Source organism: Pseudomonas sp. E1BtOHC1 (assembly GCF_058744285.1).
The window spans coordinates 1480732-1499022 of record NZ_CP196023.1 but is presented as its reverse complement, the minus strand read 5'-3'; the positions used below and the strand labels follow the sequence as shown (position 1 = coordinate 1499022).

The following is an 18291-nucleotide window of genomic DNA, read 5'->3' as shown; positions in this document are numbered from 1 at the left end:
GGGCTGGCTGAAAGCTAGACCATAACCAAGGCCGTCGTCAGCCCCCGTGACGCTTTGGCGACAAACCGATGACAGCCCATGGCGAACCTGCCCTCGCAGGCCGCCGCCGGCAGCAGGAGCATCCAGGCCATGGCGCCGCCTCAGAAACCCTGCGCCAGCGCCAGCAGGCGCTGCTGAGCTTCGCCGCAGGAGCCCGCGAAACGCTCGGGCGCCGACTCCTCGCCTTCCGCCGCGACCACGGTAATGTCCTCGATACCGATAAAACCCAGCGCCGTGCGCAACCAGCGGTCCGCATGGTTCATCGCCTCATGCTCGCCCCCCGGACCAAAGCCGCCACCGCCACGACTGGTGACGATCAACACCTTCTTGCCCTGCACCAAGGGCTGATACTGGGCCACGCCGTTGTCCTGCAGGGTGTTGAAGGTCAGCCCCAGACGCACGATGTGATCGACCCAGGCCTTGATCCCGCTGGGCACGCTGAAGTTGTGCATCGGCGCCGAGATCACCAGGCGCTGATGGCCGAGCAACTCGCTTACCAGCTCGTCACTCAAGGCCAGATCGGCCTGCATCGATAGCGGTCGAGCCTCGGGTTGTGGATAAAACGCCGCCGCGATAAAGGCTTCGCTGACATGGGGCAAGGAGCCCCGCCCAACTTCGCGCCGGGTCAGGATTGCCTCGGGATTGGCCTGTTGCCAGGCATGTAGAAAGTCATCGGCCAGACGCCGACTGTGGGAGCGCTCGCCTCGTGGGCTGCCGTGAATCGCAAGAATTGTGCTCATCTGATTTCTCGTGTACGGATTGGCTGAAACGGCCTTGAAGTCGGCCATATTCCGCGTTAAAGCTAGAGCCACCGCGACTCACCAACAAATGACTAAACATTCACTTGGATGAACTGCATTCATCCATGGAGCCCATCATGTTCGCCCACCTGCCCCTTACCGCACTGCGCACCTTCGAGTCCGCCGCGCGGCTGCTGAGCTTCAAGGCCGCTGCCGAGGATCTGTCGGTAACCCCCACGGCGGTGTCCCACCAGATCCGCAGCCTGGAACACTGGTTGGGGGTGCCACTGTTCGAACGCCTGCCCCGTCAGGTACGCCTGACGGAGTCCGGCCGCCGACTGTTCCACAGCCTGCATGGCGCTCTGCTGGATGTGGCCCAGAGCGTCGATACCCTGCGCCCCAGTCCCAGCGCCGCGCAGTTGACCGTGTCCACCACTGCGGCCTTCGCCGCCCTGTGGCTGGTGCCGCGCCTGGGGCGCTTCTACGCTCGGCACCCTGGCATCAACCTGCGCCTGGACACTCAGTGCGAGGTGGTGGACCTGCAACAGGACGCCAGCATTGATGTCGCGATCCGCTACAGCCAGGACGGCTACCTGAATCTCCACGGCCTGTGTCTGTTCGACGAGCGCTTTGCGGTCTATGGCGCGCCGCAGCAGGTGGCCCTGGCCCGGCAGCAGCCACCGTCCCTGATCAGCGTGCATTGGCGCAATTCCAGGTTGTATGCCGATGGCTGGCAGGCCTGGTGTGCCCAGGCCGGGGAAAACTGGCTCGACGCTCAGCCGCAGATCCGTTCCTACGACGAGGAACAGTACGCCCTGCAAGCCGCCATTGCCGGCCAGGGCCTGGTGCTGGCGAGCAACATTCTGGTGTCCCAGAGCGTGGCCAACGGCCTGCTGCAGGCCTATCGGCCGGAGGTCCAGGTGGATGGCGCGGGCTACAGCGCCCTGTGCGTGCCGGGACGGGAGCGGCATCCACCGGTGCGGGCCTTCCTCCAGTGGCTGCAACAGGAAGCGCTGCTGGCCGGGCATCCACCCCTGGTCCGCAGCTGACCCCGGCGCAGACCATCGGGCACATCCGATAAAACTTTTTGCTGCGCCCGGGACTCACAACTCAGGTAGTGATCAGGTCGACAGAGCCTGACGCAAAACGGATTAGCCTCCAGGAGATCGACATGAGCGACAAGCACTTATCTGATGTGAACACCCTGCGCGAACGGGCCCGCCAACACGTGGAAAACGGTGCCGTGACCGAGGGCTACAACGCCGATCGCGAGGAGGTGCTGCGGCTGCTCAACGAATCGTTGGCCACCGAGCTGGTGTGTGTCTTGCGCTACAAGCGCCACTACTTCATGGCCAGCGGCCTCAAGGCCAGCGTGGCAGCCGATGAGTTCCTCGAACACGCCACCCAGGAAGCCGAACACGCCGACAAGCTGGCGGAGCGGATCGTCCAGCTCGGCGGCGAGCCGGAGTTCAACCCGGACCTGCTGTCCAAGCACTCCCACGCCCAGTACGTGGCCGGCAATACTCTGAGGGAAATGGTCTACGAGGACCTGGTGGCCGAACGAATCGCCATCGACAGCTACCGCGAGATCATCCAGTACATCGGCGACAAGGACCCCACCACTCGCCGTCTGTTCGAAGAGATCCTGGCCCAGGAAGAGGAACACGCCGACGACATGGCGGACATCCTCAACGACCTGTAACGCGCTCTTCCAAGCCCGCCTCTGCCTAGCGCAGGAGCGGGCTCGCCGGCGAAGCCCCTGCCCCTCTTACTTGCTCGGTTTGACCGTCACCGGTGCCTTGCCCGAGCGCATTTGCTGCAGCAGCGGCGCGCACTGATTGGGCTCGTCACCGCTGGGCGCCACCAGCGCCAGCAAGCCCGCCGCCGGCCCGGCGATCAGCCCCAGCGCCACCATCCCGGCACCGCGCAGCACCAGCGGCACCGCCTTGACCCCGGCACTGGGCTTGATGAACTTGCCCTGCACATAAAGCGGTGAACGCAGGGAGAACAGACGCAAGCCCTTGGACTCCGGCGTGATGGTCAGGTCCAGTTGCTCGGAGGCCATATTGGCGGTGCCATCGATGTAGATGATGGCGTTCTCCGTGTCGAAGACGAACAGCCGTGATGTAGCCAGACCGCTCTTGATGCCAAAGTCGGCAGCGGCGCAATTGATCTTCACTTCCTTGTCGCCAAACATCTTGCCAATCACATAGTTGCCGACATTGAGCCCGGCGATTTCCATCAGGCTGCGGCTGATGGCGCCATCATTGATCAACATCTTCAGGTCGCCGTTGGCGCTGCCCAGCAAGGCTGCCACCGAGTTGCCGCGCCCGGTGATGTCGGCATCGCCGTTGAGCTCGCCGAAGCTGGTCTTCATCGGCTCGAAGGTGGGGAACAGTTGCTTGAGCTTGAAGTTGCGCGCCGTCAGCCTGGCCCGGCCTTCCAGCGGCGTGGTGTGACCATTGAGGCGCACCTGGGCGTCCAGCTTGCCCCCGGCCACGCCGAAGCGCAGGGGCTCCAGGCTGAGCTGGCCGTCGTTGAGCACCAAGTGCGTGTAGAGATCGGTGAACGGCAACTCGGCGCTGTGGACAATGCGCTTGCCGGTGAACTCCACATCGGCGTCCATATCACCCCAGCGCTCGGTGCGGAACTCCTCCACCGGCAGCACCTTGTCCGCCGGTTGCTTGCTCTCGCCACCCCGGGCCTTCTGCTTGGCGTTGGAGTCGGCACCAATCAGCGGCGCCAGGTCGCTCATCAGCAACTGGTTGGAGACCAATGCACCGCTGAGCTTGGGTCGCGGCTGGCTGGCCACGTAGGTCAGGTTGCCGTGGATATCGCTGTCGCCGATCTTGCCGTTGAAGTCCTGGTAGGTGAAGGTCGCACCCGCCGGGTCGTGGAGCTTGGCGGTCAGGTGGCCGTCGGTGGCGTAGGGCGGCGAGTCCGGCAGGGTCACCCCGGTCAGCGGATAGAGATTACCCAGGCTGGTGCCCGCCAATTTAAGACGCAGGTCCAGGGCGCCGAGGTTCAGCGGGTCGGTGAGGCTGCCGCGCAGTTCCACCTTGGTGTCGCCGATCTGCGCCTGGGCCTGCAATGGAAACGGCTTGCGCCCGTCCTGCAGGGCCAGCAAGCCGCCGATCTTGCCGGTGCCGGCCAGCTTCTGCCCGTGGTACTGGCCCTTGACCTTGAGGGCGAAGGCATAGGCCTGGGCCTCGGCGCCTTTTTCACTGATTTTCTTCGCTTCGCTCTCACCGACTATGTCGCTGAAGGGAATGGGTTTGCCGAGCAGCTCTACCTGCAGATCAAGCTGGGTTTTCAGGCTCTGGTCGTCCAGGGTCACATGGCCCTTGTCGAAACCGATGGCGCCGATGTCCACCGTCCAGTTGGAAGGCTCGGCCTCGGGGTCCTTCGGGTCGAACTTGAAGGTCCAGTTGGCGCGACCGTCCGCCAGCCGCTGCAGCGCGGCATCGGGCTCGGTGAGATCGATACGCGGGATGCTGACCCGCTGGGCCAACAGGGCCAGGGGCGAGATGCGCAACTCGACCCGCTTGAGGCTGACCATCTGCGGCGCCTTGGACCACTCCGGGTTGCCCAGGGTCAGGTCCTGAGCCACTACGTGAGGCCAGGGCACCCAGGCCCGCCAGCCACCCTCGTCGGGTTCGCGCTGCCAGGCCACGGACAAGTCGCCATTGATCGCGAAGGGCCGATGCAACTCCTCGGACACCTTGGCGTTGAGGGTCGGCTTGATGCGGTTCCAGTCGAAGAACGCGATCACCAGCACCAGCACGGCCAGTAGCAGGATCAGGCTGGCGACGGACCAGGCGAGGATTTTACGAGTGCGCGTCATTGCACGAGGCTCCTGAAGACAACTGAGCGCCAAACCACGACGCATCGATGAAATGCCGATGGAAAATCACCGGCCATGAAAACTACGACTGACAAAGCCCCCGCAGGTTTAATCGGGGAGCTCGTTCGGGCGAAAAAACCCGGATTCCTGATCAATCAGGCAGCTTTGTGTTACCTCCCTCCGCCCTTTCGTGAAGCATGAATGGGTCGAAAATACCCACCCCAGTGCAAAAGCCAACGGCGCAAACGCCCGTGCTAGAGCGTCGCGACCAAACAATCAATTCCGTTGATTATTACCATTGTGTTTATGAACTTTTATATCGATTTAGCGGCGGTAACATTAGCTCCGTACCCAATTTATCGCCCTCCCAAGGAGCACCTCATCATGAAACGCCACCTCTTACTGAGCCTGACCTTATCCATCCTGGCCGCCAACGCTTACGCCCTGCCCGCCGCCGAACAGGCCACTCCGCAGGTCAAGGCCAGCCACAGCGTATTCACCCAGACCCTGGCTGAAGGCGGTTCGGACCGTCTGATCGAACGCAACAAAGTCGCTGCCGACGGATACGACCGCACTCCGCAGGGTCAGAGCGTTGCCGAAGATGGCTATGATCGCACCCCACAAGGCCAGAACGTTGCCGAAGATGGCTACGACCGTACTCCACAAGGTCAGAACGTTGCCGAAGACGGCTACGACCGCACCCCACAAGGTCAGAACGTAGCTGAAGGCGGCCGTGATCGCCTGGAAGAGAAAGGCCTGGTTGAAGACGGCTACAGCCGCACTCCTCAAGGTCAGACCGTTGCCGAAGGCGGTGCTGATCGTCTGGCTGAACGTCATCAAGCAGCGAGCTGAGGCCATGCTGGCCCTGGAAAAAAGCCCGATCCCCGGATCGGGCTTTGACTTTTATAGCCGCTGCATTTTCCCCGCTGCACCTCGCGCCTTCGCCTGACTCCAGTTCGACTCCGGCAAAGTTGATTTGCTAGAGTGCGCCGCTCCCATTGAGCAAAGAATTCACCCGCCGATGCTGCCCCGCGCCGAACAGAAGCAACAGACCCGCAATGCCCTGATGGATGCCGCCCGACATCTGATGGAGTGTGGTCGTGGTTTCGGCAGCCTGAGCCTGCGGGAAGTGGCCAAAGCCGCCGGCATTGTCCCCACCGGCTTCTACCGGCACTTCAGCGACATGGACCAACTGGGCCTGGAACTGGTCAGCGAGGTCGGCCAGACCTTCCGCGAAACCATCCGCCTGGTACGCCACAACGAATTCGTCATGGGCGGCATCATCGACGCCTCGGTGCGCATCTTCCTCGATGTCGTAGAAGCCAAGCGCGCGCAATTTCTGTTTCTCGCCCGTGAGCAATACGGCGGCTCGCTGCCGGTGCGCCAGGCCATCGCCACCCTGCGCGAGAACATCAGTTCGGACCTGGCTGCCGACCTGACCCTGATGCCCAAGTTGCAGCACCTGAACGCCGCCGACCTGGGCGTCATGGCCGACCTGATCGTCAAGAGCGTGTTCGCCACCCTGCCGGACATCATCGATCCCCCGGCCCAGGCCCTGCCTGAACACCTGACGCCACAGGCGAAGATCACCCAGCAGTTGCGCTTCATCTTCATTGGCCTGAAGCACTGGCAAGGCCTGGGCAGCACCGAGTAACACTGCCTGCCCCTCTCCCCCTATCAATCAGCGTGCCCCGCTCTGGGCGGTGCGTTTGCGCCTGCTCGTCGGCCCGGCACCGGATTGCAGCAAAATTATTTCCAGCGCACCAACTCAGTGCTATAAATCAGCTCAGCGCGCCATTTTGTAACAAGATAAAACAAGGTTTTGCCCCTTTTTCAGGCGCAGCTCCGGTGTCGACAAAGGGTTTTTCCTCTCCTCCGGGCGATTGGCAAGGCCCTTGCTCTGGCTTGTGCATCGCTCATAGCTGGAAGCTTTCCGATGCTGGTGATCCACCGCAGAACCGAACCCCAAGCCACCTGGTCCGCCGAGCTGCACCTCACCTATGAGGCTCGCAGCAAAAGCCGCCTGCGCTGTTTCAGTGCCACAGGCGAAGACGTCGGCCTGTTTCTGGAGCGCGGCCAGCCCCCCCTGCATGACGGCGAGTTCCTGGCGGCCGAGGACGGACGCATCGTCAAGGTCTGCGCCCGCCCGGAAACCCTGCTCCATGTCACCTGCCGCAATGCCTTCGAACTGACCCGCGCCGCCTATCATCTGGGCAACCGCCACGTCGCCCTGCAAGTGGGCGATGGCTGGCTGCGCCTGCTCGATGACTACGTGCTCAAGGCCATGCTCGAACAACTGGGCGCCAGCACTGAAACCATCGAGGCGCCGTTCCAGCCCGAACACGGCGCCTACGGTGGCGGCCACCATCATTCCCGCCACGGCGATGAAGACTTCAACTACCCGCCGCGTCTGCACCAGTTCGGCGTCCGTCAATGAACCCAGCCTGGGCCCTGCTGCGCCTGGCCAGCCCGCAGTTGCCGATCGGTGGCTACAGCTATTCACAGGGACTGGAGATGGCAGTGGAGCAACAACGGGTGAACGACCCGGACAGTGCCAGGCGCTGGATCAGTGATCAGTTGCTGCTCAACCTGGCGCGCTTCGAGGCTCCACTGCTGCTCGCCCACTGCCAGGCCGCCGCGGATCAGGACTGGACCAGGCTCCAGCAACTCTGCGAAGAGCACCGGGCCAGCCGTGAAACCCGCGAGCTGTACCAGGAAAGCCGGCAGATGGGCTATTCCCTCATGCAATTGCTCGAAGGCCTGCCGGAGCTGGACAGCGGCGCCCGGGAACTGCTGGCGCACCAGAACGAACCGCACCTGGCCCTGGGCTGGGCCCTGGCCGCCCGCGCCTGGCACATCAACCCCGAAGATGCCCTGGCCGCCTGGCTCTGGAGCTGGCTGGAAAACCAGCTGGCGGTGCTGATGAAAACCCTGCCCCTGGGCCAGCAGGCGGCCCAGCGCTTGACCAGCGAGCTGCTGCCGCTGCTGCAAGAAGCCCAGCGACACGCCACCCACCTTGACCCCAACCACCTTGGCAGCGCCGCTTTCGGCCTGTCCCTGGCGAGCATGGCCCACGAGCGCCAGTACAGCCGCCTGTTTCGTTCCTAGGAGAAACTCATGAACGCACAACCTCTGCGCGTCGGCATCGGCGGCCCGGTGGGCTCCGGAAAAACCGCCCTGACCCTGGCCCTGTGCCTGGCCCTGCGCGAACGCTACAACCTGGCGGTGGTGACCAACGACATCTACACCCGCGAAGACGCCGACTTCCTGGTACGCAATGAAGCCCTGGCGCCGGAGCGGATCATCGGCGTGGAAACCGGCGGCTGCCCGCACACTGCGATCCGCGAAGACGCCTCGATCAACCTGGAAGCGGTGGACCAGTTGAACCGGCGCTTCCCGGGGCTCGATCTGATCCTGGTGGAGTCCGGCGGCGACAACCTTTCAGCCACCTTCAGCCCGGAGCTGTCGGACCTGACGATCTATGTGATCGACGTTTCCGCCGGCGACAAGCTGCCGCGCAAGGGGGGCCCGGGCATCTGTAAATCCGACCTGCTGGTGATCAACAAGATCGACCTGGCACCGCTGGTGGGCGCCTCTCTGGAGATGATGAACAGCGACACCCAGCGCATGCGCGGCGGCAAGCCGTTCGTCTTCAGCAACCAGAAGACCGGCCAGGGCCTGGAAGACATCATCGCCTTCATCGAACGCCAGGGACTGCTGACCGCGGCCTGAAACCGAACCTGAAAAAAGCTCAACAAGGAAGCCACTCATGACCCTGAAATCTCTCTTCGGCACCCTGGCGCTGCTGCTGACCCCGGCCCTGGCCTTCGCCCACCCGGGCCACGGCGACAACGGCCTGATGGCCGGCATCAGTCACCCCATCGGCGGCCTCGACCACTTGCTGGCCATGGTCGCTGTCGGCCTGTGGGCCGCCCAGCAACAAGGTGCGGCGCGCTGGGCGCTGCCCTGCACCTTTGTCGGCACCATGCTGATTGGCGGCCTGCTGGGCTTCGAAGGGCTGAACCTGCCGGCCCTGGAAAGCGGGATTGCCGCCTCGGTACTGGCCCTGGGCCTGGCCGTGGCCCTGGCAGTGCGTCCGCCGCTGAGCCTGGCGCTAGCCGCCACTGCGCTGTTTGCCCTGTTCCATGGCGTGGCCCACGGCCTGGAACTGCCGGACATGTCCAGCCCCTGGGCCTATGCCGCCGGCTTTGTGGCGGCCACTGCGGCCCTGCATGCCGCCGGTTATGCCGTGGTGCGAGTACTGCCTCAGGCGGCGGCGCCGCTGGTGCGCGTGGCCGGCGCGGCCTCGGCCGCTACGGGCGTGTGGTTGCTGGCAGGCTGATCCCCGCTTCATCTGTAGGAGCCGGCTTGCCGGCGAAGACGGTCTTGCGGGCCTCGTTCGCTGGCAAGCCAGCTCCTACAAGACGGAGGTGATCTTTCGGCCGCCTTCGCTGGCAAGCCAGCTCCTACAAGGCTGAGGTGACCTTTCAGCCGTCTTTGCTGGCAAGCCAGCGCCCATCAGTACGTCCTGCTCGGCGGGCAAGCCGCCTTGTGGGGCTTCTCTGGTAACATGTCGCGCACTCAAACCTGCCGTGACGACGCCAGCCAATGCCCGATGTATCCCGCTCCGCCACCTCGCCTGAATCGAGCGCTCTGTTCAACGCCATGCAGCAGCATTTCCACAAGGTGATAGTGCCGCTGTGGCAAGGCCCGGGCTGGAATCCGCAGTTGGCGCTGCCCTATGAGGCGCTGGATGCCGAGCATCAGCCGTTGCCGCCGCAGCGCTACCGAGCCATGGCCTGTGCCCGGCAGCTGTATCTGTTCTCCCAATTGATCGGTGATGCCGCCGCCCCCTTTGCCGAGGAGCGTGCCGCCGCACTGTTCCGCTCGCTGCAGCGGCACTTCCACGACGCCGAGCACGGTGGCTGGTTCTACAGCATCGACCCAGAAGGCGCGCCGCTGGATCGCCGCAAGGACCTTTATACCCACGCCTTTATCCTCTTCGCCTGCGCTCATTACTGGGCCAAGGTCCGCGAGCCGCTGGTGGAGTCGGTGCTCAACGCCGCCCTGGAAGTGGTGGCCCAGCGCTTCACCCGGGGCGACGGCCTCTACGAAGCCAGCCTCGCCGAGGACTGGTCCGTATTGGGTTCGGGCCCCCTGCAGAATCCACTGATGCACCTGGCCGAAGCCTTCCTCGCGATCCTGGCAGTACGCGAGGACACCGCGGTACAAGCCGCACTTCTGGAGCTGTGCCAGGCCATGCAGCAGCAGTTCATCGACCCGCAGCACGGGGTGATGCTGGAGAAACCCCTGGGGGCTGTGGATAACTGGTTCGAGCCAGGGCATCAGTTCGAGTGGTACTTCCTGCTCGATTCTTCGCCCTTGCTGCGCAGCAGCCCGCTGCACGCTTCATTGAGCCGTGCCTTTGCCTTTACCGAGCAACTTGGCGTCGATCCGCAGAGCGGCGCGGTGTGCGCCATGCTTGAGCTGCAACCGGAAGCCCCCGTCAAGGACGCCACCCAACGCATCTGGGCCCAGGCCGAGTACCTGCGCGCCCTCACCTTGCGTGCGGACAGCCAGGCACCCTTGCTGCGTCAGCTAAAGGCGCTGCACGCGCATTTTCTGCATGCCGGGGGCTGGAATGAATGCCTGGATGCCAGCGGCGCGGTCAGCCGGCGGGATATGCCGTCGACCACGCCTTATCACCTGGCGACCTGTTATCGCGGGCTGGCGGAATATTTTGCCTGAAGCCCTTCGCCTGCAAGCAGGCTCCTACGCGGTGTTGTAGGAGCCGGCTTGCCGGCGAAACAGGCGCCGCCCATCAAGCGATCCACTTGCGATCCCCGGTAAAGCTGATGGTCAGCCAGCGCGCTGCGTCGGCCTCTCCCAACTCACTGGAAATCTCCTCGCGCAAGCGGTCCAGAGTCGCCACATCCTGCAGCGGATAGTCCGCCGGCAAGACGATATGGATCTCGATGAACCGCGCCCGACCGTGCTTCTGCACGTAGCTGATGTAGTCGTCAAAGCCATGGACGGCCTTGGCCTGCTCCATCACGTTGCGGACCTTTTCGTCCAACTGGTCCGGGGCGATCCCCAGCACATCACGCAAGGCCGGACGCAGGATCTTCAGCGCCGGCGGCAACATGCTCAGGGCCAGCAGGATCAGGATCGCCGGGTCGACATACACCGCCCACTGGCCATGACCGTACTGCTTGAGCAGCAAGGCGATGATAAAGCTCACCAGCAGCCCCACCGAGAGCATCGCGTCCACCAGCCAGCTGATGTTGTCGAACTGGATCAGCGACGACTTGAGCTTGCGGTTACGCCGGCGCACATAGAAGAAGTAGGCGAACTCCGTTACCGCAAAGAACCCGGCGTAAAAGATCACCATCCCCAGCTCGATCTCCCGGCCGCCATTGATGATGCCGAACACACCGTTAAGAAAGGCGTAGATAGCGATCAGCAGCAGGAAGCTGCCTTCGATCAGCAGCACCATGGGTTCCAGGTGCCAGAAGCCGAACTGGAAACGGTGATTGCTTTCCTTGGCGATCAGCTTGGCAGTGATCAGCATCAGGACCTTGATGAAGGTCGCGATCAGGGAAAAAAATCCATCGAACAGAATGGATTGGGCGCCAGAAACAAAACCCGTGACGATACCGGCGATCGCCACGGCGAACATCAGTACAGTCGATTGTTTGAGCAGAGCCTGCTCACCTCGGTTACTCACAATTCCTCCTATCGAACTTCAAAAACACCGCCTCGAGTGAGGCGGCAGCGAAATTTCGGGTCGGAATTCTACCTTGCCGGGGCTGACCTTCAGCTGAAACGAATCAGCTTATGTGTTTCCGAGTACAACCAACTGTAGTCGCTCCAGGTGACAGCTTCAGGACTTGGCGTTGCGCTCGATGGCGAAACCGGCCCAGGTCTGGCTCACCGGCATCAGCTCCAGGCTGTTGATGTTGACGTGGGCGGGCGTATTGAGGACCCAGAAGATGGTGTCGGCAATGTCCTGGGGCTGGATCGGTTCGGCACCGGCGTAGGTGGCGTCGTAGCGCGCCTGATCACCGGCAAAACGCACCAGGGAGAACTCGCTTTCGCACAGGCCCGGCTCAATGTTGGTGACCCGCACGCCAGTGCCCTGCAGGTCGCAGCGCAGGTTCAGGGAGAACTGTTTGACGAAGGCCTTGCTCGCGCCATAGACGTGACTGCCCGGGTACGGGTAGTTGCCGGCAATGGAGCCCAGGTTAACGATCCCGGCGCCTCGGCCATGGGCGATCAGCCGCGGCAGCAGCAGACGGGTGCTGTACATCAAGCCCTTGATGTTGGTGTCGACCATGGTGTCCCAGTCATCCAGGTCGCACTTGGGCGCCGGATCGACGCCCAGGGCCAGGCCGGCATTGTTGATCAGGCCGCGCAGCTTGCTGAAGGACGGCGGCAGGTTGGCGATGGCTGCTTCCATGGCCTTGCGGTCCCGCACATCGAGCACCAAACCGTGCACTTCGGTCTGCTTGGACAGCTCTGCGCACAGCGCGTTGAGGCGTTCCTCGCGACGGCCGGTGAGCACCAGCGACCAGCCGGCCTCGGCAAAACGCCGGGCGCAGGCTTCGCCAAAACCGGACGTCGCGCCCGTAATGAACAGTGTGGAAGTCATGGTGTTCTCCTAGCTGGGTGGCGAGCCGCCGTTACGATAAAAAAGCGTTTCGCAGCATGCCCGGCCCGGCTCTGGGCGGCAACAGAAGCGCTGGATATCCGACGTTACTGTACAAAAAACGCTCACATGCCTGAAAGCTATGGCCGGCAAGGCCTGCAGCCACATGCCCGCACCTTATCCACAGGCCGGTCCACAGTCTTTGGGGGCAAGTGCAAATCTCGCAAAGCCGCTGTACACAGGGCTTGCAGCGGATCATGGGAAGTTTTTTGCTTGACCCGCAGAGGCGGTCCATGCAGGTGGCGACGAAAAAGATGACCGAACGGTCAAAGTGCATAAGGCCAGAGGCCAGTAACGACGCTGCCCAGAGCAGTCTTTCCAGAGTTTAGTCACAGACTTATCCACAGGCTTGTCCAAGGTCTTTTACCGGTACGGCTGCGACAATAAAAAGGTTGACAAGCGCGTCTTCAAGTTACTCAAAAAGCCATGATCAAAAAACAATCAATTGCTTGCAAGCCACGTAAATAAAGGGCTCCAGCCAGCTACTCCCACGTTACCCACAGCCCGCTCCACAGCAAACGGGGACAAGTCAAAACGGTGGAAAAACAACTGTTTGCAGCGTCTTTATGCCGCGCTTTGCCAGCTTGCGAATAATGTTTTCCACAATTGTCGGACGCAGGCTGCCCTTCTGCAAACGCACCCTTGCCCATGCGCGCGTCAAGCGCGTAGGAGCCGGCTTGCCGACGAACCTCGAACACACAACAGCATCTGAATAAGCGGCCATCGGGGAGGGGCGTTTCGCTGGCAAGCCAGCTCCTACAGGGCGGGTGGGGACTGTGGATAAAAAATGCCCCGGCGGCGTGAACCGACGGGGCATGGTTTATCCACAGATCGGGCCGTCAGTGACCGCCCAGGTAAGCGTTGCGCACCTCCTCGTTGACCAGCAGTTCCTTGCCGGTGCCGCTCAGGCGAATCTCGCCGTTGACCATCACATAGGCGCGATCCGAGAGCTTCAAGGCGTGGTTGGCGTTCTGCTCCACCAGGAAGATGGTCATGCCGGTGGCCGCCAGTTCCCGCAGCGTGGCGAAGATCTGTTTCACCACGATCGGCGCCAGCCCCAGGCTGGGTTCATCCAGCAACAGCAGCTTGGGCCGGCTCATCAGCGCCCGGGCGATGGCCAGCATCTGCTGCTCACCACCGGACATGGTCATGGCCCGCTGGGTACGCCGTTCCTTGAGCCGTGGAAAGAGTTCGAACATGCGTTGCATGTCTTCGCTGGCGTACTTGTCGCCAATGGGGATGGTGCCCATCAGCAGGTTCTCTTCCACGGTCATGTCGGGGAACACCCGGCGCCCTTCCGGGGACTGGGCAATGCCGTTGGAGGCGATGTAGTGGGACGACTTGTGGGTGATGTCCACGCCGCGATAGAGGATCTGCCCGGACTCCGCCCGGGGCTGGCCGAAGATCGACATCAGCAGGGTCGACTTGCCGGCCCCGTTGGAGCCGATCAGGCTCACGGTTTCCCCTTCGTTGATGTGCATCGAGACTTTCTTCAGGGCCTGGATCGGGCCGTAGTACACGTCCAGGTCCTTGAGTTGGAGTATGGGTTGACTCATGCCAGCTCCTCTTCGTCGGCACCCAGGTAGGCGGCGATCACTTTCGGATCGTTGCGGATCGCTTCCGGCCCGCCTTCGGCGATCACGTTGCCGTGGTCGAGCACCACGATGTGGTCGGAAATACTCATCACCATGCCCATGTCGTGTTCAATCAGCACCACGGTCAGATCGTGCTCGTCGCGCAGCAGCCGGATCATCGCGCTCAGCGCTTCGGTTTCCTGAGGGTTGAGGCCGGCGGCCGGTTCGTCGAGGCAGATGATCTGCGGCCGGGTGCACATGGCCCGGGCGATCTCCAGGCGCCGCTGCTGGCCGTAGGACAGCTCGCCGGCCAGGCGGTTGGCGCAGTCCACCAGGTCCACCACTTCCAGCCAGTAGAAGGCGTGGTCCAGGGCGGCGCTTTCCGCCTTGCGGTAGCCCTTGGTGTTGAGGATGCCCGCCAGCAGGTTGCGGTTGACCCACATGTGCTGAGCCACCAGCAGGTTCTCCACCACGGACATTTCCTTGAACAGACGAATGTTCTGAAAGGTCCGTGCCAGGCCGGCACGGTTCACCAGGTGGGTGCCACCGAACATCTTGTAGTACAGGCGGCTGGCGAAACTTTTCGGCGACACGAAGTCGCTGGCGCGAAACGGCTCGCCCAGCAGCTTGATGACGTTGGTCTGCTGGCCCCGGGTATTGAGTTCGATACGCCCGCCGGAGGCTTTGTAGAAACCGGTCAGGCAGTTGAACACCGTGGTCTTGCCGGCGCCGTTGGGACCGATCAGGGCGAAGATCGAGTTGCGCTTGACCTTGAGGCTGACGTCGCTGAGGGCCTTGATGCCGCCGAAGTGCATCATCAGGTTTTCGACCGAAAGAATGTATTCGCTCATGGCGCGTTCCCCTCAGTCAGAGCACCTTTGCGTGGCGTCACCCCGGTACGGCTGATGCGGATCAGCCCTCGCGGTCGCCAGATCATCATCAACACCATGAGGATGCCGAACAGCAGCACCCGGTACTCGGAGAAACTGCGCAGCAGCTCCGGCGCCACCGTCAGCACGAAGGCTGCGATTACCACGCCCACCGTGGAGCCCATGCCGCCCAGCACCACGATGGCGAGGATCAGCGCCGACTCGAAGAAGGTGAACGAGGACGGGTTGACGAAGCCCTGGTAGCTGGCGAAGAACACCCCGGCCAAGCCGGCGGTGGAGGCACCGATGGTGAAGGCCGAGAGTTTCACCAGCACATGGTTCAGGCCCATGGCACGGCAAGCGATCTCGTCTTCACGCAGGGCTTCCCAGGCCCGGCCCACCGGCATGCGGGTCAGCCGGTGCTTGATGTACAGCACCAGCAGCACCACCAGGAACAGCACGATGTAGATGAACAGGAACTTCAGGTTGGGGTTGTATTCCAGGCCGAAGAACTCGTGGAACGGCACCCCGCCATCCTTGGCCTTGCGGCCGAACTCCAGGCCCAGGAAAGTCGGCGATGGCACCGGCATGCCGTTGGGGCCGCCAGTGAAGGACAGCCAGTTGTTGAGCACCAGGCGGATGATCTCGCCGAAGCCCAGGGTCACGATGGCCAGGTAGTCGCCATGCATTCGGAGCACCGGGAAGCCCAATATGCACCCCGCCAGCGCCGCAGCAATCGCCGCCAGGGGCAGCACGCTCCAGAAGCCCAGGCCCAGGTACTGGTAACCCAGGGCCAGGCCGTAGGCACCGATGGCGTAGAAGGCCACGTAACCCAGGTCCAGCAGCCCCGCCAGCCCCACCACGATGTTCAGTCCCAGGCCCAGCAGCACGTAGATCAGCCCGAGGATCACCACGGTCAGCAGGTACTTGTTGGCGAAGAACGGGAACACGATGGCGATCACGATCAGGGCCGGAATGATCCAGCGCAGCCGCGACTTGTAGTCCGGCGCCAGCACATGCACACCGGAGCCGGTGCTCTCGAAGCCCTGGAGAATCTTCAGGCCCTTGGGGGTTTGCAGGAACAGGCTCAGGGCCAGGCGGCCAGCCATGACGATCGCCACCAGCCAGGCGACCCGGGTCGGTTCCAGGTTGAAGCTGTAGCCATCGAGCACCACGCCCACGATGGGACCGAACACGATCAGCGAGATCAGCCCGGCCAGTACGGCGTCGATGACGCTCTTTTTGATATCAATCGGTTTATTGGCAGCAGACATACTTATACCTTCGCCACGAGTGGGCGACCCAGCAGGCCTTGGGGACGGAAGATCAGGATCAGCACCAGCAGCGAGAAGCTGAACACGTCTTTGTAGTCGGAGTTGATCAAGCCGGAGAACAGCGACTCGGAGATCCCGAGGATGATCCCGCCGAGCATCGCTCCGGGCAGCGAGCCAATGCCGCCGAGCACAGCTGCGGTGAACGCCTTGATGCCGATGACGAAGCCGGCGTAGAAGTCGAAGGTGCCGTAGTTCATGGTGATCAGCACACCGGCCAGGGCCGCCATGGCCGCGCCAATGACGAATACGTAGGAGATCACCCGGTCAGTGTTGATCCCCAGGATCGAGGCCATCTTGCGGTCTTGCTGGGTGGCCCGGCACATGCGTCCGAGCTTGGTGTACTTGATGATGTAGGTGAGCAGAGCCATGCCGGCGAACGCCGCCACCAGGATGAAGATCTTGGTGTAGGTGAGCTGCACGAAGCCGGTGCCGATATCGACTTTCCAGGCCCCGGCCAGCAGGGTCGGAACCCCTTGCTGCTTGGCGCCCTGGCTGATCTGCGCATAGTTCTGCAGGATCAGCGAGATACCGATGGCGCTGATCAGCGGTGCCAGTCGGGTGGAGTTGCGCAGGGGTTTGTAGGCCACGCGCTCGATGACCCAGCCATAGATCCCCGTCACCACCACGGTGAAGATCAGGGTGCCGAGAATGAGTAGCGGGAAGGATTCAATGCCGAAGTAGGCCAGCAGAGCCAGACTGATTGCCGCGAGGTAAGCGGAAATCATGTAAACCTCGCCGTGGGCGAAGTTGATCATGCCGATGATGCCATAGACCATTGTGTAGCCGATGGCGATCAGACCATAGACAGACCCGAGGGTCAGTCCATTGATCAGTTGCTGCAGGAAAATACCATCCATAACGCAATCTCACGGACTTGAGAGACGGCACAGGGCGTCAGCGACGGACAGGGATCACCGGTCCGCGCAACACGTCCGTTGTGCAGCTCTACGAGAAAAGGCAAGTACTGCACGAGTACGAACCGGTACCAGGGGGTGGTACCGGTTCGGTCGGACTCATGTCACTTCTGTTTTTCCAGCTGGTGGTACTTGCCGTCCTTGTCCCACTGATAGACCACGTAGTCGGAGATCTTCAGGTCGCCCTTGGCGTCCCAGGACTTCTCGCCCATCACGGTTTTCACCGGGTTGGCCTTGAGCCACTTGGCGGCGTCTTCGCCCTTGTTGGATTTGGCGCCGTTGAAGCCGGCGGCCAGGGCCTGGACCGACGCGTAGGCGTACAGGGTGTAGCCTTCAGGCTCGGTGCCAGCCTTGCGGAAGGCATCCACCACCGCCTTGCTGTCCGGCAGCAAGCGTGGGTCGGCGCCGAAGGTCATGTACACGCCGTCGACGTATTGCGGGCCACCGGCGGTGGTCACCAGTTCGTCGGTAACAATGCCGTCATCGGACATGAACTTGACGTCCTTCAGGCCCTGCTCGCGCAGCTGGCGTACCAGCGGACCGGCTTCCGGGTGCAGGCCGCCGAAGTACACCACGTCGGCACCGGCAGCGCGGATCTTGGTCACCACGGCGCTGAAGTCTTTCTCGCCACGGGTCAGGCCCTCGTACAGCACCGGGGTCACGCCGCGCTTGGTCAGCTGTGCCTTGGTGGCGTCCGCCAGGCCCTGGCCGTAGGTGTCCTTGTCGTGCAGCACCACGACTTTCTTGCCCTTGAGCACGTCTACGATGTAGTCGCCGGCAACGATGCCCTGCTGGTCGTCACGCCCGCACATACGGAACATGGCGGAGAGGCCACGCTCGGTGACCTGGGGGTTGGTGGAGCCCGGGGTGATGGCAATCACACCGGCGTCGCTGTACACCTCGGAAGCCGGAATGGTCGACGAAGAGCAGAAGTGCCCCACGACGCCCGCCACCTTGTCCTGGTCCACCAGGCGGTTGGCCACGGCCACGGCCTGCTTCGGTTCGCAGGCGTCGTCACCCTTGACCAGGACGATCTTCTCGCCGTTGACCCCGCCCTTGGCGTTGATCTCGTCAGCCGCTGCCTGTGCACCCTTCATGTACTGCTCGCCAAATGCCGCATTGGCGCCTGTCATGGGACCCGCTACGCCGATCTTCAGGTCGGCTTGAGCAAACGCAGAAACACCCAGCGCAGTTGCCACTGCGAGGGCCAGAAAGCCTTTCTTGTAAAACGTCTGGGACATGAGGTGGTGCTCCAAGGTTTTTTTAGTT

At 62.7% G+C, this 18291-nt stretch carries 18 protein-coding genes; 9 read left to right on the top strand and 9 right to left on the bottom strand.

The window, feature by feature from the left end:
- Positions 1–140: 140 nt before the first annotated feature.
- Complete coding sequence (locus ACSSVC_RS06865; protein ID WP_346634589.1) at positions 141–779, bottom strand: FMN-dependent NADH-azoreductase; 639 nt, start codon at positions 777–779, stop codon at positions 141–143.
- Positions 780–904: 125 nt separating this feature from the next.
- On the opposite strand from ACSSVC_RS06865, the gene ACSSVC_RS06860 reads away from it, so the two are divergent.
- Positions 905–1828, top strand: a complete 924-nt coding sequence (locus ACSSVC_RS06860; RefSeq protein ID WP_346634588.1) for a LysR substrate-binding domain-containing protein — start codon at positions 905–907, stop codon at positions 1826–1828.
- A 122-nt stretch (positions 1829–1950) separates the two neighbouring features.
- On the top strand, positions 1951–2481 hold the full coding sequence (locus ACSSVC_RS06855) for a ferritin-like domain-containing protein (protein WP_346634587.1): 531 nt from the start codon (positions 1951–1953) through the stop codon (positions 2479–2481).
- A gap of 66 nt (positions 2482–2547) precedes the next feature.
- Here ACSSVC_RS06855 and ACSSVC_RS06850 read toward each other — a convergent pair whose 3' ends face one another.
- Positions 2548–4623 (bottom strand): AsmA family protein, encoded by a 2076-nt coding sequence (locus tag ACSSVC_RS06850; RefSeq protein WP_346634586.1) that lies wholly within the window; start codon positions 4621–4623, stop codon positions 2548–2550.
- Positions 4624–5007: 384 nt separating this feature from the next.
- Here ACSSVC_RS06850 and ACSSVC_RS06845 point away from each other — a divergent pair, with 384 nt between their 5' ends.
- From ACSSVC_RS06845 to ACSSVC_RS06815, 7 genes are all read left to right on the top strand, one after another.
- Positions 5008–5475 carry a hypothetical protein gene (locus tag ACSSVC_RS06845; protein ID WP_404938137.1) on the top strand — a complete coding sequence of 156 codons (468 nt, stop codon included), beginning with the start codon at positions 5008–5010 and terminating at the stop codon, positions 5473–5475.
- Between the two features lie 169 nt (positions 5476–5644).
- Positions 5645–6277, top strand: coding sequence for a TetR family transcriptional regulator (locus ACSSVC_RS06840; protein ID WP_123723426.1), 633 nt, complete (start codon positions 5645–5647; stop codon positions 6275–6277).
- A 282-nt stretch (positions 6278–6559) separates the two neighbouring features.
- Entirely contained in the window at positions 6560–7060 is a 501-nt protein-coding gene (gene ureE / locus ACSSVC_RS06835; RefSeq protein ID WP_102881992.1) for an urease accessory protein UreE, read from the top strand.
- Complete coding sequence (locus ACSSVC_RS06830) at positions 7057–7731, top strand: urease accessory protein UreF (RefSeq protein ID WP_492612102.1); 675 nt, start codon at positions 7057–7059, stop codon at positions 7729–7731. The genes ureE and ACSSVC_RS06830 overlap by 4 nt, the downstream gene beginning before the upstream one ends.
- A gap of 9 nt (positions 7732–7740) precedes the next feature.
- Positions 7741–8355 (top strand): urease accessory protein UreG, encoded by a 615-nt coding sequence (gene ureG, locus ACSSVC_RS06825; protein ID WP_047301379.1) that lies wholly within the window; start codon positions 7741–7743, stop codon positions 8353–8355.
- 37 nt (positions 8356–8392) lie between these two features.
- Positions 8393–8965, top strand: a complete 573-nt coding sequence (locus ACSSVC_RS06820; RefSeq protein WP_346634582.1) for a HupE/UreJ family protein — start codon at positions 8393–8395, stop codon at positions 8963–8965.
- A gap of 266 nt (positions 8966–9231) precedes the next feature.
- Complete coding sequence (locus ACSSVC_RS06815; RefSeq protein ID WP_346634581.1) at positions 9232–10371, top strand: AGE family epimerase/isomerase; 1140 nt, start codon at positions 9232–9234, stop codon at positions 10369–10371.
- Between the two features lie 73 nt (positions 10372–10444).
- On the opposite strand, the gene ACSSVC_RS06810 is transcribed toward ACSSVC_RS06815, so the two are convergent.
- The 7 genes from ACSSVC_RS06810 to ACSSVC_RS06780 all read right to left on the bottom strand — a co-directional run bounded on the left by ACSSVC_RS06810 (position 10445) and on the right by ACSSVC_RS06780 (position 18263).
- Positions 10445–11350, bottom strand: coding sequence for a cation diffusion facilitator family transporter (locus ACSSVC_RS06810; RefSeq protein WP_346634580.1), 906 nt, complete (start codon positions 11348–11350; stop codon positions 10445–10447).
- A 156-nt stretch (positions 11351–11506) separates the two neighbouring features.
- Positions 11507–12274 carry an SDR family oxidoreductase gene (locus ACSSVC_RS06805; RefSeq protein ID WP_346634579.1) on the bottom strand — a complete coding sequence of 256 codons (768 nt, stop codon included), beginning with the start codon at positions 12272–12274 and terminating at the stop codon, positions 11507–11509.
- Between the two features lie 896 nt (positions 12275–13170).
- On the bottom strand, positions 13171–13887 hold the full coding sequence (locus ACSSVC_RS06800; RefSeq protein WP_346634578.1) for an ABC transporter ATP-binding protein: 717 nt from the start codon (positions 13885–13887) through the stop codon (positions 13171–13173).
- Positions 13884–14756 (bottom strand): ATP-binding cassette domain-containing protein, encoded by an 873-nt coding sequence (locus ACSSVC_RS06795; protein ID WP_404938134.1) that lies wholly within the window; start codon positions 14754–14756, stop codon positions 13884–13886. Before ACSSVC_RS06795 ends, ACSSVC_RS06800 begins: the two co-directional genes overlap by 4 nt.
- Positions 14753–16048 (bottom strand): high-affinity branched-chain amino acid ABC transporter permease LivM, encoded by a 1296-nt coding sequence (gene livM / locus ACSSVC_RS06790; protein ID WP_236185729.1) that lies wholly within the window; start codon positions 16046–16048, stop codon positions 14753–14755. Before livM ends, ACSSVC_RS06795 begins: the two co-directional genes overlap by 4 nt.
- A gap of 2 nt (positions 16049–16050) precedes the next feature.
- On the bottom strand, positions 16051–16965 hold the full coding sequence (locus tag ACSSVC_RS06785) for an ABC transporter permease subunit (RefSeq protein ID WP_011058967.1): 915 nt from the start codon (positions 16963–16965) through the stop codon (positions 16051–16053).
- 161 nt (positions 16966–17126) lie between these two features.
- A complete protein-coding gene (locus ACSSVC_RS06780) occupies positions 17127–18263 on the bottom strand; it encodes a branched-chain amino acid ABC transporter substrate-binding protein (protein WP_016967874.1) in 1137 nt (378 codons plus the stop codon).
- Positions 18264–18291: the final 28 nt, after the last annotated feature.

Bases quoted from the DNA above. Each gene is read 5' to 3' on its own strand.
- ACSSVC_RS06865 (WP_346634589.1), bottom strand. From the start codon at position 779: ATGAGCACAATTCTTGCGATTCACGGCAGCCCACGAGGCGAGCGCTCC.
- ACSSVC_RS06860 (WP_346634588.1), top strand. From the start codon at position 905: ATGGAGCCCATCATGTTCGCCCACCTGCCCCTTACCGCACTGCGCACC.
- ACSSVC_RS06855 (WP_346634587.1), top strand. From the start codon at position 1,951: ATGAGCGACAAGCACTTATCTGATGTGAACACCCTGCGCGAACGGGCC.
- ACSSVC_RS06850 (WP_346634586.1), bottom strand. From the start codon at position 4,623: ATGACGCGCACTCGTAAAATCCTCGCCTGGTCCGTCGCCAGCCTGATC.
- ACSSVC_RS06845 (WP_404938137.1), top strand. From the start codon at position 5,008: ATGAAACGCCACCTCTTACTGAGCCTGACCTTATCCATCCTGGCCGCC.
- ACSSVC_RS06840 (WP_123723426.1), top strand. From the start codon at position 5,645: ATGCTGCCCCGCGCCGAACAGAAGCAACAGACCCGCAATGCCCTGATG.
- ureE (WP_102881992.1), top strand. From the start codon at position 6,560: ATGCTGGTGATCCACCGCAGAACCGAACCCCAAGCCACCTGGTCCGCC.
- ACSSVC_RS06830 (WP_492612102.1), top strand. From the start codon at position 7,057: ATGAACCCAGCCTGGGCCCTGCTGCGCCTGGCCAGCCCGCAGTTGCCG.
- ureG (WP_047301379.1), top strand. From the start codon at position 7,741: ATGAACGCACAACCTCTGCGCGTCGGCATCGGCGGCCCGGTGGGCTCC.
- ACSSVC_RS06820 (WP_346634582.1), top strand. From the start codon at position 8,393: ATGACCCTGAAATCTCTCTTCGGCACCCTGGCGCTGCTGCTGACCCCG.
- ACSSVC_RS06815 (WP_346634581.1), top strand. From the start codon at position 9,232: ATGCCCGATGTATCCCGCTCCGCCACCTCGCCTGAATCGAGCGCTCTG.
- ACSSVC_RS06805 (WP_346634579.1), bottom strand. From the start codon at position 12,274: ATGACTTCCACACTGTTCATTACGGGCGCGACGTCCGGTTTTGGCGAA.
- ACSSVC_RS06800 (WP_346634578.1), bottom strand. From the start codon at position 13,887: ATGAGTCAACCCATACTCCAACTCAAGGACCTGGACGTGTACTACGGC.
- ACSSVC_RS06795 (WP_404938134.1), bottom strand. From the start codon at position 14,756: ATGAGCGAATACATTCTTTCGGTCGAAAACCTGATGATGCACTTCGGC.
- livM (WP_236185729.1), bottom strand. From the start codon at position 16,048: ATGTCTGCTGCCAATAAACCGATTGATATCAAAAAGAGCGTCATCGAC.
- ACSSVC_RS06785 (WP_011058967.1), bottom strand. From the start codon at position 16,965: ATGGATGGTATTTTCCTGCAGCAACTGATCAATGGACTGACCCTCGGG.
- ACSSVC_RS06780 (WP_016967874.1), bottom strand. From the start codon at position 18,263: ATGTCCCAGACGTTTTACAAGAAAGGCTTTCTGGCCCTCGCAGTGGCA.